Origin of the sequence: Devosia sp. (genome assembly GCF_035944845.1) — a bacterium.
In the GTDB taxonomy this organism is placed as follows: Bacteria; Pseudomonadota; Alphaproteobacteria; order Rhizobiales; family Devosiaceae; genus Devosia_A.
Genome location: NZ_DASZAW010000042.1, coordinates 1 through 19,804, shown reverse-complemented (window position 1 = coordinate 19,804; position 19,804 = coordinate 1). Strand labels below are relative to the sequence as shown.

General features: G+C 65.3%; 19 protein-coding genes. 15 read left to right on the top strand and 4 right to left on the bottom strand.

The genetic code is table 11. From position 1 onward, the window contains the following. From rpsT to VGV07_RS06730, 9 genes are all read left to right on the top strand, one after another. Positions 1-134, top strand: a 134-nt coding sequence (gene rpsT, locus VGV07_RS06770; protein WP_326867929.1) for a 30S ribosomal protein S20, incomplete at its 5' end; no start/stop codon positions are given. Positions 135-1,010: 876 nt separating this feature from the next. Then, positions 1,011-2,462 (top strand): chromosomal replication initiator protein DnaA, encoded by a 1,452-nt coding sequence (gene dnaA, locus VGV07_RS06765; RefSeq protein ID WP_326867928.1) that lies wholly within the window; start codon positions 1,011-1,013, stop codon positions 2,460-2,462. A gap of 151 nt (positions 2,463-2,613) precedes the next feature. Then, positions 2,614-2,763 carry a hypothetical protein gene (locus tag VGV07_RS06760; RefSeq protein ID WP_326867927.1) on the top strand — a complete coding sequence of 50 codons (150 nt, stop codon included), beginning with the start codon at positions 2,614-2,616 and terminating at the stop codon, positions 2,761-2,763. A gap of 148 nt (positions 2,764-2,911) precedes the next feature. Beyond that, complete coding sequence (gene dnaN, locus VGV07_RS06755; RefSeq protein WP_326867926.1) at positions 2,912-4,030, top strand: DNA polymerase III subunit beta; 1,119 nt, start codon at positions 2,912-2,914, stop codon at positions 4,028-4,030. Positions 4,031-4,185: 155 nt separating this feature from the next. Further along, positions 4,186-5,313, top strand: a complete 1,128-nt coding sequence (gene recF / locus VGV07_RS06750; RefSeq protein ID WP_326867925.1) for a DNA replication/repair protein RecF — start codon at positions 4,186-4,188, stop codon at positions 5,311-5,313. A 295-nt stretch (positions 5,314-5,608) separates the two neighbouring features. After that, the gene (gene gyrB, locus VGV07_RS06745) at positions 5,609-8,065 is read left to right on the top strand and encodes a DNA topoisomerase (ATP-hydrolyzing) subunit B (protein ID WP_326867924.1); all 2,457 of its coding nucleotides are present in this window, start codon (positions 5,609-5,611) and stop codon (positions 8,063-8,065) included. A 165-nt stretch (positions 8,066-8,230) separates the two neighbouring features. After that, entirely contained in the window at positions 8,231-8,494 is a 264-nt protein-coding gene (locus VGV07_RS06740) for a CopG family transcriptional regulator (protein ID WP_326867923.1), read from the top strand. Continuing rightward, complete coding sequence (locus tag VGV07_RS06735) at positions 8,491-8,841, top strand: type II toxin-antitoxin system RelE/ParE family toxin (RefSeq protein WP_326867922.1); 351 nt, start codon at positions 8,491-8,493, stop codon at positions 8,839-8,841. Before VGV07_RS06740 ends, VGV07_RS06735 begins: the two co-directional genes overlap by 4 nt. A 181-nt stretch (positions 8,842-9,022) precedes the next feature. After that, positions 9,023-9,358, top strand: coding sequence for a hypothetical protein (locus VGV07_RS06730; protein ID WP_326867921.1), 336 nt, complete (start codon positions 9,023-9,025; stop codon positions 9,356-9,358). Between the two features lie 238 nt (positions 9,359-9,596). On the opposite strand, the gene VGV07_RS06725 is transcribed toward VGV07_RS06730, so the two are convergent. Both VGV07_RS06725 and VGV07_RS06720 read right to left on the bottom strand, forming a co-directional pair. Then, positions 9,597-9,971 (bottom strand): Atu4866 domain-containing protein, encoded by a 375-nt coding sequence (locus VGV07_RS06725; protein WP_326867920.1) that lies wholly within the window; start codon positions 9,969-9,971, stop codon positions 9,597-9,599. Then, entirely contained in the window at positions 9,964-10,098 is a 135-nt protein-coding gene (locus tag VGV07_RS06720) for a hypothetical protein (protein ID WP_326867919.1), read from the bottom strand. The genes VGV07_RS06725 and VGV07_RS06720 overlap by 8 nt, the downstream gene beginning before the upstream one ends. A gap of 188 nt (positions 10,099-10,286) precedes the next feature. Here VGV07_RS06720 and VGV07_RS06715 point away from each other — a divergent pair, with 188 nt between their 5' ends. The 5 genes from VGV07_RS06715 to lpdA all read left to right on the top strand — a co-directional run bounded on the left by VGV07_RS06715 (position 10,287) and on the right by lpdA (position 16,643). Further along, entirely contained in the window at positions 10,287-11,189 is a 903-nt protein-coding gene (locus VGV07_RS06715; RefSeq protein ID WP_326867918.1) for an AraC family transcriptional regulator, read from the top strand. A gap of 215 nt (positions 11,190-11,404) precedes the next feature. Next, positions 11,405-13,588, top strand: a complete 2,184-nt coding sequence (locus VGV07_RS06710; RefSeq protein ID WP_326867917.1) for a PBP1A family penicillin-binding protein — start codon at positions 11,405-11,407, stop codon at positions 13,586-13,588. 176 nt (positions 13,589-13,764) lie between these two features. Further along, on the top strand, positions 13,765-14,523 hold the full coding sequence (locus VGV07_RS06705) for an SDR family oxidoreductase (protein ID WP_326867916.1): 759 nt from the start codon (positions 13,765-13,767) through the stop codon (positions 14,521-14,523). Between the two features lie 56 nt (positions 14,524-14,579). Continuing rightward, the gene (locus VGV07_RS06700) at positions 14,580-15,083 is read left to right on the top strand and encodes a hypothetical protein (protein WP_326867915.1); all 504 of its coding nucleotides are present in this window, start codon (positions 14,580-14,582) and stop codon (positions 15,081-15,083) included. Between the two features lie 153 nt (positions 15,084-15,236). Continuing rightward, positions 15,237-16,643, top strand: a complete 1,407-nt coding sequence (lpdA, locus tag VGV07_RS06695; protein ID WP_326867914.1) for a dihydrolipoyl dehydrogenase — start codon at positions 15,237-15,239, stop codon at positions 16,641-16,643. A 205-nt stretch (positions 16,644-16,848) separates the two neighbouring features. On the opposite strand, the gene VGV07_RS06690 is transcribed toward lpdA, so the two are convergent. Both VGV07_RS06690 and VGV07_RS06685 read right to left on the bottom strand, forming a co-directional pair. Continuing rightward, positions 16,849-17,592 carry a SprT family zinc-dependent metalloprotease gene (locus tag VGV07_RS06690; protein WP_326867913.1) on the bottom strand — a complete coding sequence of 248 codons (744 nt, stop codon included), beginning with the start codon at positions 17,590-17,592 and terminating at the stop codon, positions 16,849-16,851. A gap of 104 nt (positions 17,593-17,696) precedes the next feature. Then, positions 17,697-18,161 (bottom strand): DUF2852 domain-containing protein, encoded by a 465-nt coding sequence (locus tag VGV07_RS06685; RefSeq protein ID WP_326867912.1) that lies wholly within the window; start codon positions 18,159-18,161, stop codon positions 17,697-17,699. A 144-nt stretch (positions 18,162-18,305) separates the two neighbouring features. Here VGV07_RS06685 and VGV07_RS06680 point away from each other — a divergent pair, with 144 nt between their 5' ends. Then, positions 18,306-19,604 (top strand): ActS/PrrB/RegB family redox-sensitive histidine kinase, encoded by a 1,299-nt coding sequence (locus VGV07_RS06680; RefSeq protein ID WP_326867911.1) that lies wholly within the window; start codon positions 18,306-18,308, stop codon positions 19,602-19,604. Positions 19,605-19,804 lie beyond the last annotated feature (200 nt).

The window sequence follows — 19,804 nt, the reverse complement described above, 5'->3', positions numbered from 1 at the left end:
CGGTTGCCGTCGCCGCTCTCAAGGCCGCCGAGCCCGAGATCGTCCGCGCCAGCCAGAAGGGCATCGTCCACGCCAACGTGGCCGCCCGCAAGGTGAGCCGCCTCAACTCCCGCGTGAAGGCTCTGCAGGCCTGATCGGCCGGAGAGCGCGAGCCCGTCGTCAAGACGGTTTCACGACCGCATTGTGAATGTGAAGGGCTCCCTCCGGGGAGCTTTTCTGTTTTGATGATGCTTGGGCGGCGTCCTGGGAATGGGCGCGCCCAGTGTGACAGCTTTGCGACACCTGCGTGAAGAGTTATCCCCTCGTGAAAGCCCTGCGTTTCCGGGGCTTTGCCGGGCTCCGTCATCAGAATTTCATTTGCCTTTAGGGAATGAATTGCCGATTTCCGGGTGGCGTTGCCACAATTTCAAAGCCCCTCGAAACATCACGAAATACCGATTCCCCCTTGAGTCACAGCGCCTTGGATTTCACCCCTGACAAAGTGCCGCGGAAAGGTTTTTGCAAAGGGTGCGAGTCAACCCCCTCTAGGCAAAAAACCCCCGTTGATTGGAAAATTCCGACCCCCTAAGATGCCTCTCGTCGCTCAGGAACACCCGGCGCCAGAACCGAGTAATGGAGCGATATGACTGGCAGGAATGCTGACTTTGAGATCGTGGCTGAGGCGGTATGGACGCAGCCGGCAGTCTTGGGGAACTCCATTCGTAGTCGGGTTTTGATTTGTATTAGTTGTAGTCTTACGACTGAGTAAGACGTTGCGGTAGTCCGGGCGCGATCAGCGGCTCGGCTCAATGGAAAGTTTGGTTAGACTGAACCGCGGCGCAGTTCGCGGGCAGGACAGGTCTGTCCGAAAAACGGGCAGCTAGGTTGGCGGCGCTGTGCCCAATGTGGGGCAGCATAGAACAGGATTTGGGGTCACACATATGGCGATGAACGCGGCGGCGGGTCGTGCCGATTGGGTATCGGAAAGAGGTAACGGAAAGGGGCAGGGCGGCGACAAGGGGGGAATGGTAATGATGGGCAAGGACGGCCAGCCACTTGGTTCCAGCGAACTGTTCCAGCGGGTCCGTGCCCGGCTCAAGGCCGCCGTCGGCGAGGATGTGTTCAATTCCTGGTTCGCACGCCTCGAGCTCGAAGAGATCGTCGACGATCTCGCCCATCTGAGCGTCCCGACCCGGTTCCTCTCCTCCTGGGTCCAGTCCAACTACGCCGAGAAGATCCTTGAGGCCTTCCGTGCCGAGGCTGCCGGCCTTGCGCGCCTGCATTTCACCGTGCGCGTCAACGGCCAGGCCCGGCCGCGCCTGCACCAGGCCGAGGCAGCTGCCGAGGCCGTCGAGGCCGAAGTCCCCGCCATTCCGGCGACTCCGCGCGCCGTGCGCGAAGCGATTGCCGCCGCACCGGCGCCGCGTGGCGATGCGCTGTCGGGCTCGGCGCTCGATCCGAAGATGACCTTCGACAGCTTCGTCGTCGGCTCCGCCAACGAGATGGCGCTGCAGGTGGCCAAACAGGTGGCCCACGCAGCCGCCAACAACACCGTCAGCTTCAACCCCATCTACATCCATTCGAGCGTCGGCCTCGGCAAATCCCACCTGCTCAACGCCATTGCCTGGGCTGCCGGAGCGGCCGAGCCGGGTCGGAACATCGTCTACCTGACGGCCGACCACTTCATGTACCACTTCATCACCGCCGTGCAGCGCCAGTCGGCGCTCGGCTTCAAGGAGTGGCTGCGCCGCGTCGACCTGCTGCTGATCGACGACATGCAGTTCCTGCAGGGCAAGTCCGCCACCGAGTTCGGCCATACGCTGGGCACGCTGCTGACGGGCGCCAAGCAGGTGGTGGTGGCCGGCGATGCGCCGCCACGCGACCTCGAAATGCTCGATGAGCGCGTCCGGTCGCGGCTCTCGGGCGGCCTGGTGGTGCCGATCAATTCGTTCGACCTCGACCTTCGCCGCGCCATCGTCACCCGGCGCGCCGAGCAGGCGGTCTCCCGCTTCTCCGATGCGCATTTCGCCCCGGCAGTGCTCGACTATGTGGCGCGGGTGGTGGTCAGCCACGGCCGCGACCTCGACGGGGCGGTGAACCGGCTCCTGGCCGCCAACCAGTTGACCAAGGAGCCGATCACCGTGGCGCTGGCCGAGCGCACGCTGGCCGACCTGGTGCGTCAGCGCGATGCCCGCCGCGTCCGCATCGAAGACATCCTCCGCATCGTGTCGCGCCACTACAAGGTGCCGCGCAACGACCTGCTTTCCTCGCGCCGCTCGCGTGACGTGGTCCGCCCGCGCCAGATCGCCATGTATCTGGCCAAGGCCCTGACCTCGCGTTCGCTGCCGGAAATCGGCCGGCGCTTCGGCGGTCGCGACCACACCACGGTGCTGCACTCGGTCCGCAAGGTCGAGCAGATGATCAAGGACGACGGCGAGCTGGCGCAGGAAATCGAACTCCTCAAGCGCATGCTCGAGGAATGAGGCCTTCGAGCCCTCCCCATGGGGAGGGCTCATCCCGGCTGAAACCATCCGCCTGAGTTATGAGTTTCGACCCAGTAGGGTCTTCTAGTGAGTAGTAGCGTTGCCGACATCGCGTAGAACGCCGCGGCTCTTGCTGCGGATCAGAAAGGGCTTGCGGCGCCTCGACCTCGGGGCCCGTCCTGAGCCCCAGCCGCTGCCGCCCGACCGGGCCTGGCACGAGATGCTGGTGCGCCTCGACACTGAGGATGCCGAGCGTCGCCTCGAGGCAATGGAGCGGGCGCTCAACGGCGACAAGCGCTAGAGCCGTCCCCCGCACGCATTTTCCCAAGGGATAGCCGGCCTGCGGCCGCGCGCGCCCTTGCCTTTTGCCTCTTGGATTGTAATGTCGCAGCCCGGTTTCCGCTTGGTTTTGCCGGGTTTTGACCGGGAACGGTAGGGGTTTTGGGTTTATGAAAGTCACTCTCGAGCGCAACCATCTGCTCAAGTCTCTGGGGCATGTCCACCGCGTGGTGGAGCGCCGCAATACCTACCCCATTCTCGCCAACGTGCTGCTCAAGGCCTCCGACGGCAAGCTCGATCTGCGCGCCACCGACCTCGATATCGAGGTCACCGAAAGCGTGCCGGCGATGGTCGGCCAGGCCGGCACCACCACGGTGCCCGCACACACGCTCTACGAAATCGTCAGGAAGCTCTCGGACGGCGCCGAAGTGCGGCTCGAGAACGAAGGCGCCGAGCAGTTGCTGGTCACCTCCGGCCGCTCGCGCTTCCACCTCGCCTGCCTGTCGCCCGACAGCTTCCCGGACCTGAAGTCCGGCACCTTCACGCACACCTTCTCGATACCCGCGCCGACGCTGCGCGAACTGATCGAGCGCACCCAGTTCGCCATCTCGAACGAGGAGACGCGCTACTATCTCAACGGCATCTACATGCACATGCTGGAGGTCAACGGTGTCCCGACGCTGCGTGCCGTCGCCACCGACGGCCATCGCATGGCACGCGCCGAGTCCGACGCACCTGCCGGCGCCAAGGGCATGCCGGGCATCATCGTACCGAAAAAGACCGTGTCCGAAGTGCAGAAGCTCCTCGAGGGCGCCGAGGGCGACGTCGAGGTCGAACTCTCCGACACCAAGATCCGCGTCACGCTGGGCGGCGTGGTGCTGCTCAGCAAGCTGATCGAAGGCACCTTCCCCGATTACGATCGGGTGACACCCAAGAACAACGACAAGCAGATGAACGTCGACAAGCAGACGTTTGCCACGGCGGTCGATCGTGTTTCGACCATCGCGTCGGATCGGGGCGGCAAGGCAGTAAAACTGTCGATGAAGGAAGGCCAGCTCGAGCTTTCCGTCACCAATCCGGATCACGGTACGGCCAGCGAAGAACTGGCGGTCGAGTTCGAGCCCGAGAGCTTCGAGATCGGCTTCAACGCCCGCTACCTGCTCGACATTATCGGCCAGATCCGCTCCGAGAACGCCGTGTTCCTGTTCAACGACGCCGGCTCGCCGACGCTGGTACGCGAGGATGGCGACGCCAAGGCGCTCTACGTGCTGATGCCGATGCGGGTGTAAGGCACGCTGCCCAAGGCCCCCTCACCCGGTCCTGCGGACCGACCTCTCCCCCAAGGGAGAGGTGGCGATGGGGCGATATCGTGCCACGGATCACCTCTCCCTTGGGGGAGAGGTCGCCGCGTTAGCGGCGGGTGAGGGGGCCTTCCTCAAGCTCGATGCATCCCTCCCGCTACATTTCCCGGCTCCGCCTCTCGCACTTCCGCAACTATGCGTCGGCGGCGCTCGATCTCGACGGGCGGCACCTGGTGCTGGTCGGCTCGAACGGAGCGGGCAAGACCAATCTGCTCGAAGCGGTGTCGCTGCTGTCGCCCGGCCGGGGGCTGCGTGGCGTGCCGTTCGAGGATGTGGCGTCGCAGGGTTCTGACGGGCTCTGGGCGGTGGCGGCGACCGTCGAAACGCCTGAGGGGCCAGTCGATATCGGCACCGGCGCCGGCGGGCCGGAAGGCGGGCGGCGGGTGCGCATCAATGGCGCCAATGCGCGGACCATCGAGGAGATGAGCGCCTACCTCCGCGTCCTCTGGCTGACCCCGGCAATGGATGGATTGTTTACCGGTCCGGCCAGCGAGCGCCGGCGCTTCCTCGACCGGCTGGTGACGACGCTGCTTCCCGGTCATTCGGCCCAGGTGTCGGATTTCGAAAAGACCATGCGGCAGCGCAACCGGCTGCTCGACGAGAATGCCGACCCGGTCTGGATCGACGCCGTCGAGGTGCAGATGGCGGCCGCCGCGGCTGCGGTGCATTTCGCCCGCACCGACAGCCTCGGCGAACTGCAGGCACTGATCGCGGCAGGGGTGGATCAGACCAGCTTCCCGGCTGCCCGGCTGGCCCTGACCCCGCTGTTCGAGGATCGCCACGAGGCCCAGTCCTCGGCGGCACTCGAGGCCGATCTGAGGGCGCTGTGGCGTGCCAACCGCAATCTCGATCGCGCCGCGGGGCGAACGCTGGTCGGCCCGCATCGCATCGATCTCGAAGTGCGTCATGCGCAAAAGGATATGCCGGCCGCGCTTGGCTCCACCGGCGAGCAGAAGGCCCTGCTGATCGGCTTGATCCTCGCCCATGCCCGGCTGGTGAAGCGCTCGGCCGGTATCGCGCCGTTCCTCCTGCTCGACGAGGTGGCGGCGCATCTGGATCCCAACCGCCGTGCGGCTTTGTTCGCAGCGCTCGACAGCCTCGGCACCCAGTGCTTCATGACCGGCACCGACCCGATGCTGTTCGAGGCGTTGGCCGACAGCGCGCAGCGGGTGACGGTCAAGGACGGACGATTGGCGCGGGAGCCAGGCTAGGCGGGGCGACAGGCGTCGACATCAGCGACTTTTCACCGGCGTCATCCCCGCGCAGGCGGGGATCCGGCGGAATATTCCGGCCTCCACCAGCGCTGCTGCATCCCACTGGGTTCCCGCCTGCGCGGGAATGACGCCGGTGGTTTGGCGGCGAGGGGTCTCGGATGACGCCGAACTCACCCGCAACCTGGCCCCTAACCCTTGTAAAACGGGCTAAAAATAGCCATTTCCCTTGGGTATGAGCACCCGATCCGCTAGACCGATTCCAGCGGACCTGCTGACCTGATTCGGGACCCCCTTGAGCACCTCCGAGACCCCCTCCGAACCGAACGAATATGGCGCCGATTCCATCAAGGTCCTGAAGGGCCTCGATGCGGTGCGCAAACGCCCCGGCATGTATATCGGCGACACCGATGACGGCTCGGGCCTGCATCACATGGTCTATGAGGTGGTCGACAACGCCATCGACGAGGCGTTGGCCGGCCATGCCGACCTCGTCACAGTAGAGCTCAATGCCGACGGCTCGGTCTCGGTCAACGACAATGGCCGCGGAATCCCGACTGGCATCCACGCCGAAGAGGGCGTCTCGGCGGCCGAGGTCATCATGACCCAGCTGCATGCCGGCGGGAAGTTCGACCAGAACTCTTACAAGGTGTCGGGCGGCCTGCACGGCGTCGGCGTCTCGGTGGTGAATGCGCTGTCGGTGTCGCTGAAACTCAATATCCGCCGCGACGGCGAAATCCACGAAATGGAGTTCTCGCACGGCGACGCAGTGGCGCCGCTGAAGCAGGTCGGCACTTACGTCCCCAATCACCAGCCCGGCACCTATGAAGGCCGCTCGGGCACGCTCGTCACCTTCCTGCCCTCGTCCGAAACCTTCACCATGGTGGAGTTCGACTTCAAGACGCTGGAGCACCGGCTGCGCGAGCTCGCCTTCCTCAATTCCGGCGTGCGCATCATCCTGCGCGACCTGCGCCACCCTGAGCCGGTGGAGATCGAGCTGCACTACGAGGGCGGGCTGGAAGCTTTCGTGCGCTATCTCGACAACGCCAAGACGCCGCTGATCAGTGCGCCGATCATGCTGTCATCGGAGCGCGACGGCATCACCGTCGAAGTGGCGATGTGGTGGAACGACAGCTACCACGAGAACGTCTTGTGCTTCACCAACAACATCCCGCAGCGCGATGGCGGCACGCACCTGGCGGGCCTGCGTGCGGCGCTGACCCGGCAGGTGACCAAGTATGCCGAGGAAAGCGGCATCCTGAAGCGCGAAAAGGTCGAGGTCTCGGGTGACGACATCCGCGAGGGCCTGACCTGCGTGCTCTCGGTGAAGGTGCCCGACCCGAAATTCTCCAGCCAGACCAAGGACAAGCTGGTTTCGTCCGAAGTCCGTCCGGTGGTCGAGAACGGCGTCAACGACAAGCTGCAGCAATGGCTGGAAGAGCATCCCGCCGAGGCCAAGTCCGTCGTCGGCAAGGTGGCGGAAGCCGCCGCGGCGCGCGAAGCCGCCCGCAAGGCGCGCGAATTGACCCGCCGCAAGTCGGCGCTCGATGTCAACTTCCTCGCCGGCAAGCTCAAGGACTGCTCGGAGAAGGATCCGGCCAAATCGGAGATCTTCCTCGTCGAGGGCGATTCCGCTGGTGGCTCCGCTTCGCAGGGCCGCGACCGCTACACCCAGGCCGTGCTGCCTTTGCGCGGCAAGATCCTCAACGTCGAGCGGGCCCGCTTCGATCGCATGCTGGGCTCCGAGCAGATCGGCAACCTGGTGATGGCGCTCGGCACCTCGATCGGCCGCGAGGAGTTCAACCCGGACAAGCTGCGCTACCACAAGATCATCATCATGACGGACGCCGACGTCGACGGCGCCCATATCCGCACCCTGCTGCTGACCTTCTTTTACCGGCAGATGCGCGAACTGATCGACCGCGGCCACGTCTATATCGCGCAGCCGCCGCTCTACAAGATCAAGCGCGGCTCGTCCGAGCAGTACCTCAAGGACGAACGAGCGCTCGAGGATTACCTGATCGGCACCGGCACCGACGACGCCGTGTTGAAGACTCGGGACGGCGTCGAGCATGCCGGCGAAGACCTGCTGTCGATCGTGCGCCAGGCGCGCGAGATCGTCCACGCCATCGAGGGGGTGAACACCCGCTACAACCGCTCGCTGATCGAGCAGGCGGCGATCGTCGGCGGCCTCGATGCCGAGGCGCTGCTCGATCCGGAGCGTACCGCCACGGTGATCGAGCGCGTCGTGCGCCGGCTCGATCGCCTTGCCGACGAAGTGGAGCGCGGCTGGAGCGGGGTGTCGGACGGCCAGGGCGGGCTGATCTTCACCCGCACCATCCGTGGCGTCACCGAAAGCCACGCCATCGATGCGCAGCTGCTCGCCAGTGCCGATGCCCGCAAGGTTCGGGCCACGGTCGACAAACTGTCGGACCTCTATGGCGGCGTCGCCAAGCTCACCCGCAAGGACCAGAGCTTTGATATTTACGGCCCGTCATCGCTGTTCGGCGCCATCAACACCGTCGGCCGCAAGGGCATCTCGCTGCAGCGCTACAAGGGCCTGGGCGAAATGAACCCCAGCCAGCTGTGGGAGACGACGCTCGATCCGAACGTGCGCACCCTGCTGCAGGTGCAGATCAAGGAAAGCGACGACCACGACCGGCTGTTCTCCAACCTGATGGGCGACCTGGTCGAACCGCGCCGCGACTTCATCCAGGACAACGCCCTCAGCGTCGCCAACCTCGACGTGTAAGGAGTGCGTGTACATTGACCGTAAAGCTCGACGGCCCGCATTGGCGGGCCGTTTGCGTTTAGCCAGGAGCGCGGTGGCTACAGACCGAAGGATCGAGGTGAGGCTCGTCAAGCTTGACCCGCAAGATCGTTTGTAATACGCCGTATTACAACGGAGGTGCCCAGCATGAGCAACGTTGAACTGTCTGATCCAATCGCGATCCGCGTGCCCATGGATGTCCTCGCGAACATTGAGCGCGTCGCCGGCGGAATCGATCGTACCCGCAGCTGGGTGATGGTGAGGGCCCTGAGGCTCTACCTTGCCAGCGAAGGTGAAGAAGTGCTCAGCTTGCTGCGAGCTCGTGAACAGAACGCTGCAGATGGTGGACACGACGCCGACGATGTCATGAAGGAACTGGATGCGATCGTGGGCGGTACAAAAGCAGCTTGACGAAGGTTAGGTTCTCCACCGAAGCGCGCGGCTATCTTGCGCGCGAAGCCGCATACCTGAAGGAGCGCAGCACGACAGGCGCATCGAGGTTTCAGAGAATCGTTGCTCGCGCTCGGCGTCAGATCGAGACCTTTCCCGACTCTGGCTACACGGACTCAGTCGTCTCTCTTACTGGCGCGCGCCGCATGGCGATCGACGAGTACCTATTCGACTACGACGTCACAGGTGATGTCGCCACTATTATGGTGATCCGGCACTCGCGCAACACGCCAACGATCACTCTCGAAGACGACGCGGACTTCGAAGATCCGGCCACTCCATCAGGCAGTCGATTCGGAAAGAGGTAGCGCTTGGGAATGTCCGCAACTATGGGCCAGGTGGCCATCGCGATTTTCGGCTCAAGGCACAAGGACGCTTCGTTGCATCCCCCTCTTTCCCTGGGTCGTTGTTGTGTTGTGCGATCGGGCCCCTCCCGCGCCATCGCGGTAACAGTCTCGTTCCCCATTACGCGCCAATAGGGGTTTCGCGATGGAGTGGATTGTCGCAGGCATCCTGATCGTCGTCGCCGTGGCGGTGCTCGGCTTCGCCGCCTTCGCGCTGGCCAAGCAGAGCCGCTACAGTCGGCTGCTGCAGAAATATGGCGGCGACGAGAAGCTGGTCGATGCGCTGATCACCAAAACCATCTGGCAGGGCATGACCGCCGAGCAGTTGCGCGACAGCTGGGGCGAGCCGGCCTCGATCGAGGAAAAGGTGATGAAGACCAAGATCAAGCAGGTCTTCAAATACCGCCCGGTAGCCGCCAACCGTTATCGCGATAAGGTCACGCTCGAGGATGGCGTGATCGTCGGCTGGGACCAGAAATAGCGCGGCGCCGGAGCGTCCTCTTCACGCTCGCCCGACTGATAGAGACGACCCCCTCCCGGCCTCCCCCATAAAGGGGGAGGTGAAGAGTCGAGGCTCGGTCTTCGATCGTGCCAGGCGAACCGGCAGGCACCTTCCGCCTTATTTGGGGGAGGATGGGAGGGGGCCGTCTGCCTGAGCAAAAAAACAAGAGGCCCGCCAACTGGCGGGCCTTCGCGTTCGATCGGCAATGCCGCCGGGCTCAGTCCCGTGCGTACATCACCATGCCGGCGTGATGCAGCACCCCGGCGATGAAGTCGCCGTCGGCGGTAAAGCCGGTGTCGTCCTGGTACTCGATGTGAGTGCCGACGACCTGGTAATTGCCCTGGTAGGCCACTTCCAGGTGCCCGCGCGCTTCGATGTAGCGGCCATTCGGCAGCAGGGCCTGGCGGGTTTCCCCGTCTTCGGTGACCCACAGGCCGGTGTAGTCGTGTCTGGTTCCCATTTGCGATACTCCATAGGCGGTGGTGGAGTGATGGCCCGGCTGTGGCGGGCCGAGCGTGATGCCCGCGGCGAGCGCGAGCGCGGCGACGAGCGCCACGCCAGCGAATACCGCGACGATCCGGCGCCTAACCATTCATGCTCCGCCGCTCGCGGCGAGGCCGGCGCGGCTGGGTATTCACCTGCTTCAGAAGCTTGTTGGTGATGGCGAGGATGGCCTGGGGCTTGAGGCTCCGGGCGATGCTGGAAAGATCTATGGTCATTTGGGGTCCTCGCTTTCTACCGCGGATGGTCTGCCATTCGCGGTGCCAGCTATATCGCTCGGCAAGCGGTGGAAGCGGTAGACCGATCCTCCAGAGTGATTGCACAATCCTCCAAATGTCCGTGATCGCTGATGACTCGCCTGCGCGAGCTGCTATGTACAGCGCACGAGATAACGAAGGAATTCGCCATGGATCGCATGGATGAGCTCAAGCGCCTGATTGCACAGTTCGCAACCACCGATGGCATTCAGGCAACGCCGATCGAGGGCATGTCGCTGGTCCGGATCTCGCATCCGTCCGAGCCGATGCACGCCGTGCACCATCCGGCGCTCTGCATCGTGGCGCAGGGCAGAAAGCGGGTGATCGCCGGCGATCGCGTGCTCAACTATGATGCGGCGAACTTCCTCGTCGTCTCGGTGGATACGCCGGTGATCGGCCAGGTGGTCGAGGCGACGCCCGACGCGCCGTATCTCTGCATGAAGCTCGAACTCGATGCCGCCGAGATCGGCGCGCTGCTGATCGAGGTCGGGGGCGTCACCGCCGCCGCCGCGGCCGAGGCCGAGCCCAGCGTCACGGTGAGCCCGATCATGGCCGACCTGCTCGATGCCGCGATCCGGCTGGTGAAGCTCTTGGAGCGGCCGGAAGACCTCGCGGTGCTCGGGCTGATGGTGAAGCGCGAAATCCTCTACCGCCTGCTCCGCTCCGACCAGGCGACCAAGCTCCAGCAGATTGCGCTGGCCGAAAGCCGGCTGCAGCAGGTCAACCGCGCCATCGGCTGGATCAAGCTCAACTACCGCGATGCATTCGCCATCGAAACGGTGGCGGCGGAGGCGCGCATGAGCCCCTCGGCACTGCACCTCCACTTCAAGGCGGTGACGGCAATGAGCCCGCTGCAATACCAGAAGCAGTTGCGCCTGCAGGAGGCGCGCCGGCTGATGCTGTCCGAAGCGCTCGACGCAGCGACCGCCGGCCATCGCGTCGGCTATGACAGCCCCAGCCAGTTCAGCCGCGAGTACGCCCGCACCTTCGGTGCCCCGCCTTTGCGTGATGTGGCGCGGCTGAAGGCCGGGGACCTGCTGTCGGCTGGTTGAGTCGGGCCGGCCCTCGCCTGTCACTGCCCCGCAACACAGCTTTGTCAGCCCGCTTAAGCCCACATAAACCGGCCACATTTAACTTGGATAGCGATGGGGACCGCGCTGGTCGAAGGCCCGGACTTTCGGGTTGGCTTGGGCTTGGCGAGACGGTCGGATGCCCGATGGCGTCCGCATGCCGCCCCACGTAGGGAACCGGCCGCCGGACACAAGCCATGCGCAAGAAGAATGCCGGGGCCCTGTTTATGGATTTTCACGTTTCGCCTGATGATCGAGTCGGCGCCACGCCCAAGAAGGGCACGCGCTCGGAGCGATCGGCGCCGGCGAAGAAGGTGGCGCGCGGCGCCCGCATCGAGCCGGGCTTTTCCGATGGCGACATCCATGTCGACGACGAGCGCCAGGAGCGGAGCGAGCGCGCTCCTCGGGGCAAGGCGCCGCGCGGCCGCGCGCCCAAGCAGAAGAAGACTCGCGGCCGGCGCGAACGCCGCCCGATAACCTTGTTCGGGATCATCTGGAAGATGATCTCGTGGCTGTTCATCATTGGTATCTGGGGTGCGCTCGCCGCCGGTGCCGTGGTCGTCTACTACGCCGTGCAGCTGCCGTCGGCCGATACCTGGAAGGTGCCCGATCGCGCCGCCAATATCCGCATCGTCGCCGCCAACGGGCAGCTGATCTCCAACCGCGGCAAGACCGGTGGCGAAGCCGTATCGCTGCGCGAGCTGCCCTATTACGTGCCGGCCGCCTTCGTCGCCATCGAAGACCGGCGCTTCTACGACCATTTCGGCATCGACGTCCTCGGCCTCGCCTCGGTGGCTCTCGAAAGCGTGCAGGCCGGTGAGGTGACTCGCGGCGCTTCGACCATTACCCAGCAGGTGGCCAAGAACCTCTTCCTCACCCCCGACCAGACGCTCGGCCGTAAGGTGCAGGAAGCGCTGCTCGCCGTCTGGCTGGAGCAGAACTATTCCAAGGACGATATCCTCGACCTCTACCTCAACCGCATGTTCTTCGGCCACGAATCCTACGGTATCGAGGCGGCGTCGCAGCGCTATTTCGGCAAATCGGCGCGCAACCTGTCGCTCGGTGAAGCGGCGATTCTGGCCGGTTCGCTGCAGGCTCCGTCGCGGCTCAACCCCAAGGGCAATGCCGACGCGGTGAAGGCCCGCCAGGCCCTGGTGCTCGCCGCCATGGCCAAGGAAGGCTACATCACTCCGGCCGAGTCGAAGGCCGCCGCGATCGACCCCAACCAGACGGTACGCACCAAGGTGGTGGGCGGCGAATCCTACGTTGCCGACTGGGTCGAAAGCCTGATGACCGCCTATCTGGGCGAGGTGAAGCAGGACGTGATCGTGCATACCACCATCAACTGGGACCTCCAGAAGGAGGCCGAGTTCGTGGTCAAGGAAGCTGTGGCCAAGTACGGCAAAGACAGGGCCTTCACCCAGGGGGCGCTGGTCGCCATGGATGTCGACGGCTCGGTCCGCGCCCTGGTCGGCGGTGTCGACTACCAGCAGAGCCAGTATAACCGCGCGGTGACGGCGCGCCGTCAGCCCGGCTCGACCTTCAAGCCCTTCGTCTACCTGGCCGGCATGGAAAAGGGCTACACCCCCGACACCATCGCCACTGACGGACCCATCGACATCAACGGCTGGCAGCCCTCCAACGCCGACGGCAAGTATGGCGGCGACATGACCCTGCGCCAGGCGCTGGCTTTGTCGCGCAACACTGTCTCGGCGCTGCTCGCCAACGATGTCGGCCCCGACAAGGTGGTGGAAGCCGCGATGCGCATGGGCATTTCCTCGCCGCTGCAGGCAGTGCCTTCGATCGCGCTGGGCACCCAGGAAGTCTCGCTGCTCGAGCTCACCGCGGCCTATGCGCCGTTCGCCAATGGCGGCATCGGCGTCATCGCCAATGTCATCACCCGCATCGAAACCGCCGACGGCAAGGTGCTGTACGACGCCGTGGCCGCTGGTCCGGGTCGGGTGATCGAGCCCAATATCGTCGCCGAAATGAACGACATGCTGCATGCCGCGGTCGAGATCGGCACCGGCAAGCGGGCCCAGCTCAATGGCTGGCCGATGGCCGGCAAGACCGGCACCAGCCAGAAGGCGCGTGATGCGCTGTTCGTCGGCTATACCTCGCGCATGGTGGCGGGCGTCTGGCTCGGCAACGACGACGATGTCGGCACCAAGCTGTCGGGCGGCAACGTGCCGGTGGAGATCTGGAGTCAGTTCATGACCAAGGCCCACGAGGGTATCCCGGTGGCCGAACTGCCCGGCGCCATGACCCAACCCGGCTTCGAGCAGCAACAGCAGCCGCTGCAGCCGATGGAGCAGCCGCAGGCCGAACGCCCGCGCCGCACCCTGGTCGACCTGCTCGGCGATATCTTCGGCGGCAACTGACGCCTTGTCAGGCCCGGCGGCCTGCACCCACCGGCAGTAGAGCTAGTGCATTCTCCCCTTGTGGGAGAAGGCAAGGGGTGCCTCTCACCGGAAATTGCGATCGGCCGCTGAGGGGAGCAAAGGCCTTTTGCATTCGTGGCCTGGGCCGTACAGTCGCCTCCCAAGGGAGGGACCTCATGTCCGATAGAGTTCTTGTCGTCACCGGCGGCAGCCGTGGCATCGGAGCCGCCGTCTGCCGGCTGGCTGCGGCGCGTGGTTATGGCGTGGTGGTGAACTACGCCGGTAACGTCGCGGCCGCCGAGGCGGTGTGCGCCCAGATTCACTCGCGCGGTGGTGAAGCGGTAGCGGTGCGCGGCGACGTCAGCAGTGCCGAGGACATCGAGCACATCTTTCGCGCGGCCGACCGCCTGGGCCGGGTCGCCGGCCTCGTCAACAATGCCGGCACTATTGCGACCAGCTCGCGCGTCGATGCCATGGATGCCGAGCGGATCAACCGCATCTTCGCGGTCAACGTTACCGGTTCGATCCTCTGCGCCGGCGCGGCGGTCAGGCGCATGTCGACCAAGCATGGTGGTCAGGGCGGCGGCATCGTCAATGTCAGCTCGGCTGCGGCCAAGCTCGGGGCCCCTGGCGTCTATGTCGACTATGCGGCCAGCAAGGGCGCCATCGATACCTTCACCGTCGGCCTCGCGCTCGAGGTGGCGGCAGAAGGCATCCGCGTCAACGGGGTGCGGCCGGGGGTGATCGATACCGACTTCCACGCCACCGGCGGCGTGCCCGATCGGGCCCAGCAACTGGCGCCGAGCGTGCCGCTGGCGCGCGCCGGCACCGCCGAGGAAGTGGCGCAGGCGATCCTGTGGCTTCTCTCGGACGATGCGGCCTATGTCACCGGCACGACGCTCGCGGTAACCGGCGGACGGGCGGCTGCGCCCTGACCCAAGGATCGGGACGCCGCGGGCGTCTCAGGTCGGACGACACATACGGGTGCAACATGCTGAAGAGACTACTGGCGATCACGTCGATGGCGGTCATCGGCGGGCCGGCGCTCGCTATCGAATGCCCGATCCCGCACGCCATCTATGAGCAGCCGGGCGGGGAGGTTCGGCTGAGCTTCACTGCGCTCCCCGAGGATGCGGCCGCCAATCAGATCGCCGCGTTCCGCATCGCCATCGAGGGTGTCTCGGCAAAGTTCGAGGGCGGCATCTACCTCCCCAATGGCTTCGGCCAGCCGAACGGCGCGGTGGGGCTCGATTGCACCGGCGCCGAGGGCGAGCAGTGCGATTTCTGGGACGGCGTGGTCTACGCGCTCGGGGCGGATGGCATCGAGGAATATCCGCACGATGCCGAGATCGCGCTCGCGGCGCAGATGGCGCCGCGCCAGGTGCTGCTGCCGCAGTTCGCCGTCAACGTCTGGTACTCGATGATGCGCGGCGATGCGTTTGCCGGGGAGCGGAAAGTACTCGATACTTTCACGCTCGCGGCCTGCACCAAGTAACCGTCGGGCCTGTCGGAATCATGCGCATTTCGCTTGGGCTCGCTCGCGACAGGGGTTCCCTCCTAACGGCGGGTAGTTTAACCCGTTTGGCAGTCCTATATCGGCAGCGCGGGCGCCACTCCTCAGGCGCCGTTTGAGCCTCTCGGAGACATCATGGCGGACACTTTCGACCTCACCGTAATCGGCTCCGGCCCGGGTGGATACGTCGCGGCAATCCGGGCGGCACAGCTCGGCATGAAGGTCGCGGTAGTCGAGAAGTGGCCGACCTTCGGCGGCACCTGCCTCAACATCGGCTGCATTCCCAGTAAGGCCCTGCTGCATGCCTCGGAACTGTTCGAGGAAGCCGGCCACCAGTTCCGCCAGTTCGGCATCGAGGTGACGCCGCAGCTGAACCTGAAGCAGATGCTGGCGCACAAGGACGATACCGTCACCGCCAACGTCTCGGGCATCGAGTTCCTGTTCAAGAAGAACAAGATCACCACCTTCCGCGGCACCGGCTCGATCCCCGCCGAGGGCAAGGTGCTGGCGACGCCCGAGAGCGGCGCACCCACCACCATCGAAACACGGAACATCCTGATCGCCACCGGCTCGGTGCCGATCAGCCTGCCGGGTATCGAGATCGATGAGAACAAGGTGGTGTCCTCGACCGGTGCCCTCGCCTTCCAGGAGGTGCCCAAGCGCCTGCTGGTGATCGGCGGCGGCATCATCGGGCTCGAGCTCGGCTCGGTGTGGGGGCGGCTTGGCGCCAAGGTGCAGGTGGTCGAGTTCCTCGACCGGATCCTTCCCGGCCTCGACAGCGAAGCGGCGCGCCAGACCCAGCGGAACCTCACCAAGCAGGGCATGGAGTTCAAGCTTTCGACCAAGGTGACGGCGATCGAAAAGCAGGGCGACGGTTCGGTCCGTGCCCGGCTCGAGCCGGCCGGCGGTGGCGAAGCGAGCGTCGCCGAAGCCGATGCGGTGCTGGTGGCCGTCGGGCGCAAGCCCTTCACCGAAGGCCTTGGGCTCGAGGGTGTCGGGGTGGCGCTCGATGAGCGTGGCCGCGTCCGCATCGACCAGCAGTTCAAGACCAACGTGCCGGGCATCTACGCCATCGGCGACGTGGTGGCGGGCGCCATGCTGGCGCATAAGGCGATGGACGAGGGCCACGCGGTGGCCGAGATCATCGCCGGCCAGCAGCCGCACGTGAACTACGGCACCATTCCCTCGGTGATGTACACCAGCCCCGAAGTCGCCTGGGTCGGCAAGTCCGAGGACGAGTTGAAGGCGGCCGGCATCGAGTACAAGGCAGGAAAATTCCCCTTCACCGCCAATGGCCGCGCCAAGGCGATGCTGGCAACGCAGGGCTATGTGAAGATCCTCGCCGACGTCGCCACCGACCGGGTGCTCGGCGCCCAGATCATCGCCAAGAATGCCGGCGAGATGATCCACGAGATCGTGGTGCTGATGGAATTCTCCGGCTCCGCCGAAGACCTAGGCCGCACCACGCACGCCCACCCGACACTCAGCGAGGCAGTGAAGGAAGCCGCCCTGATGTGCGGCGACGGGGCGATTCATATCTAAGGTCAGAGTGGCGGCCCAAACGCACCTCTCCCCTGAGGGGAGAGGGTAGTGGAGCTAGGACCGTGAGGTCCGTAGCGGAACTGGGTGAGGGGTTCAGCCTCTCAGCGAGCGCTTGTTGCACTGCTTCACCCCTCATCCGGCCTTCGGCCACCTCCGGGCGAGGGCTACGCCCTCGCCCCGCGACCCCTGAGGGGAGAAGGGAAGACTACTCCAGCCCATATCCCATCAGCACCTTGCCGTGTGCCTTGAGCCAGGCTTTGCCACGCTCCATATCGGGCAGGGCTCGTTCGACCGCGTTCCAGAAGCTCGGCGAGTGGTTCATGTGGACGAGATGCGCCACTTCGTGCGCCGCCACATAGTCCAGCACGAAGGGCGGCGCGAGGATCAGCCGCCAGTTGTAGTTGAGCCGGCCCGACGACGAGCACGAGCCCCAGCGGGTGGCCTGGCTGCGCATCGATACCGACTTCACTTCGACACCGAGCGTTGCCGCGTGCACGTCCGAGCGCCCGGCGAGGTCACGCTGGGCCTCGGCCTTCAGCCATTCGGTCAGCCGGCGCGGGATATGCGCTGCCTCCCCGGGCACCAGCAGCGACAGCTCGCCATCGATCTCCGAGACCTCGACCCGGCCACGCAGGCGGCCCGTCGCATGGATGCGGTGCGGCACGCCGCGTAGCGGCAGCACCTCGCCATCGGCGAAGGCGGTGCGCGGTGCGCTGCGCTTCAGCCGGGCAGCGAGCCAGCCTCGGTGGCGGTTGAGAAAACCCTCGGCCTCGGGCCAGCGACCGGTTTTGGGCAGGGTCAGCACCGGGTTGCCGTGATGCGGCACGGTGAGCCGGTAGCTCCTGGCCCGCGCACTTACCTTCACCGTGATCTCGACCGGCGCGTCGTCGATGACGAGCGTCGTTGCAGCCGGCACCTTCGGCGCCCTCGAGGGGAACAGGAAGTTCATCTGCCGATCATCGCCGATTCGAGACAAATCCAGACGACAAAAAAGCGCCCCTCGAAAGGGGCGCAGTCGTCAGGAGGAGGGGGGGACGGGACGACGTCTGGGGGTCAGACGTTGGTGCCGTTGTTCTGGGTCCCGTTATTCTGCTCGCCGCCATAGTTCGGGCGGTTGCCGTTCTTCTCACGCATGAAGCGGTCGAACTCTTCCCGATCCTTGGCCATGCGGAGGTTCCGCATGTACTCGTGGAAGGCGTTGATCTCTTCATCGAGCCGACGGCGCTCCTCTTCAAGGCGCTTGAGCTGCTCGGCGCGGTAGTCATCGAATGCGGCGTTGCCGCTCGAGTTGCGGAAGCCGTGGTGGCGGAACCCGTTGGCGCGGGGACCGCAGTTTTCGGCCCAGCTGCGGGATCGGTTGACGAATCCCTGAGCCTTTTCCGCCGAGCCGCCGAACATCTCGCCCCACAGGATGTAGGCGAGTACGGCCAGGCCGAGCGGCCACCAGAGGACGAAGCCCAGGACCATCAAAGCGATGGTCAGCGGGCCCCATTGCGGTTTGATAATCGCAGTGTGCATTGGACTTTCTCCCAGTCACGAACAGCTCCGATGTGGTCCCACGAGACTGGGGGTCAAGCGTTTGGCTCACGCTTTTTTGCCCTTGAAATGGCATGCTAGACTTCCCATGCGGGCCGCAATCGGGTGCCCGGAAAGGATGATTCCATGGCATTGGCGGATACTTCCGCAGCCCTGCCGGGCAACTGGCGGCCCCTGAGGCTCGCGACGCTGGTCGGGCTGCGCTGGCTGGCGATCGTCGGGCAGACCGCCGGAGTACTGTTCGTCCAGTTCGGTCTCAGCTTCCCGCTGCCCTTGACCGAATGCCTGATGCTGATCGGGCTCTCGGTGCTCCTGAACCTGTGGGTGATCTTCCGGCTCGGCGAGGGCTACAGGACGACCGCCACGGTCGCGACGGTGCATCTGAGTTTCGATCTCTGCCAGTTGGCGGCGCTGTTGGCATTGACCGGCGGGTTGCAGAACCCGTTCTCGCTGCTGTTGCTGGCGCCGGTTTCGGTGTCGGCGACCACTCTGCCGCAGCGTTCGACGGTGATCCTCGCGACTCTCGCCATCGCGCTTGCCTCGCTGCTCTCGGTCTACCACCTGGACCTGCCATGGGATCCGGATTCCCGCATCGTCTTCGACCGGGTCTACGTCATCGGCATCTGGGTCTCGATTCTCTGTGGCACCATCTTCATTGCCGCCTACACCAATCGGGTGGCGCACGAGGCGCGCCAGCTCGCCGATGCGCTCGCTGCCACCGAACTGGCGCTGTCGCGGCATGAGCAACTGAGCGCGCTCGATGGCCTCGCGGCGGCGGCGGCCCATGAGCTCGGCACGCCGCTCTCGACCATTGCGCTGGCGGCCCGCGAGATCCGCGACGAGGTGCCGGAAGGCCCGGTGCGCGAGGACATCGAGCTCATCATGTCGCAGGCCGCGCGCTGCCGCGAAATCCTCGGCAAGCTCAGGAGCCTGCGCGACACCCCCGGCGATCCGTTCGCCGCGGTGCCGGTCTCGGCGCTCCTCGCCGAGGTGGTGAAACCGCTCGAAGGCGGCGGCAAGGTGATCTCGGTGCGCACCGGGGCGGGCGCCGGCAGCGAACCGGTGATCCGCCGCAACGCCGGGCTGCTCTACGGCCTCGGCAACCTCATCGACAATGCGGCGCAGTTCGCTCAGCGCGCCGTGCTGGTCGAAGCCAGCTGGGACAAGCAGGCGCTGACGGTGACCATTACCGATGACGGTCCGGGCTTTCCTTCCGATCTCATCACCCGGCTGGGCGAGCCCTACCTTACCACCCGGCCGCGCAATGCCGACGATGGAGAGCCAGGCGGGCTGGGCCTCGGCATCTTCATCTCCAAGACCCTGCTGGAGCGCACCGGCGCCAAGCTCAGCTTCGAGAACGAGGCGGCCGATGGCCACGCCCGGGTTCGGTTGATCTGGCCGCGAGCCGCTATCGAGCAGGCGTGAGGTAACACTTGGCCTCTACCCCCACGGGAGAGGGGAGTCGAGCGGAGCGTCGATCTACGTGCCCATATTTTGACCTTTTGCCCAAAAGACCCTACATGAGGCGGCGATGAGCACAGTCGATGAACTCCTTGCGGCCGACCGTACCCTGCTTCTGGTCGATGACGACAAGACCTTCCTGACCCGCCTCGAGCGGGCCATGC

Bases quoted from the DNA above. Each gene is read 5' to 3' on its own strand.
- dnaA (WP_326867928.1), top strand. From the start codon at position 1,011: ATGATGGGCAAGGACGGCCAGCCACTTGGTTCCAGCGAACTGTTCCAG.
- dnaN (WP_326867926.1), top strand. From the start codon at position 2,912: ATGAAAGTCACTCTCGAGCGCAACCATCTGCTCAAGTCTCTGGGGCAT.
- recF (WP_326867925.1), top strand. From the start codon at position 4,186: ATGCATCCCTCCCGCTACATTTCCCGGCTCCGCCTCTCGCACTTCCGC.
- VGV07_RS06740 (WP_326867923.1), top strand. From the start codon at position 8,231: ATGAGCAACGTTGAACTGTCTGATCCAATCGCGATCCGCGTGCCCATG.
- VGV07_RS06730 (WP_326867921.1), top strand. From the start codon at position 9,023: ATGGAGTGGATTGTCGCAGGCATCCTGATCGTCGTCGCCGTGGCGGTG.
- VGV07_RS06725 (WP_326867920.1), bottom strand. From the start codon at position 9,971: ATGGTTAGGCGCCGGATCGTCGCGGTATTCGCTGGCGTGGCGCTCGTC.
- VGV07_RS06720 (WP_326867919.1), bottom strand. From the start codon at position 10,098: ATGACCATAGATCTTTCCAGCATCGCCCGGAGCCTCAAGCCCCAGGCC.
- VGV07_RS06715 (WP_326867918.1), top strand. From the start codon at position 10,287: ATGGATCGCATGGATGAGCTCAAGCGCCTGATTGCACAGTTCGCAACC.
- VGV07_RS06710 (WP_326867917.1), top strand. From the start codon at position 11,405: ATGCGCAAGAAGAATGCCGGGGCCCTGTTTATGGATTTTCACGTTTCG.
- VGV07_RS06705 (WP_326867916.1), top strand. From the start codon at position 13,765: ATGTCCGATAGAGTTCTTGTCGTCACCGGCGGCAGCCGTGGCATCGGA.
- VGV07_RS06700 (WP_326867915.1), top strand. From the start codon at position 14,580: ATGCTGAAGAGACTACTGGCGATCACGTCGATGGCGGTCATCGGCGGG.
- lpdA (WP_326867914.1), top strand. From the start codon at position 15,237: ATGGCGGACACTTTCGACCTCACCGTAATCGGCTCCGGCCCGGGTGGA.
- VGV07_RS06690 (WP_326867913.1), bottom strand. From the start codon at position 17,592: ATGAACTTCCTGTTCCCCTCGAGGGCGCCGAAGGTGCCGGCTGCAACG.
- VGV07_RS06685 (WP_326867912.1), bottom strand. From the start codon at position 18,161: ATGCACACTGCGATTATCAAACCGCAATGGGGCCCGCTGACCATCGCT.
- VGV07_RS06680 (WP_326867911.1), top strand. From the start codon at position 18,306: ATGGCATTGGCGGATACTTCCGCAGCCCTGCCGGGCAACTGGCGGCCC.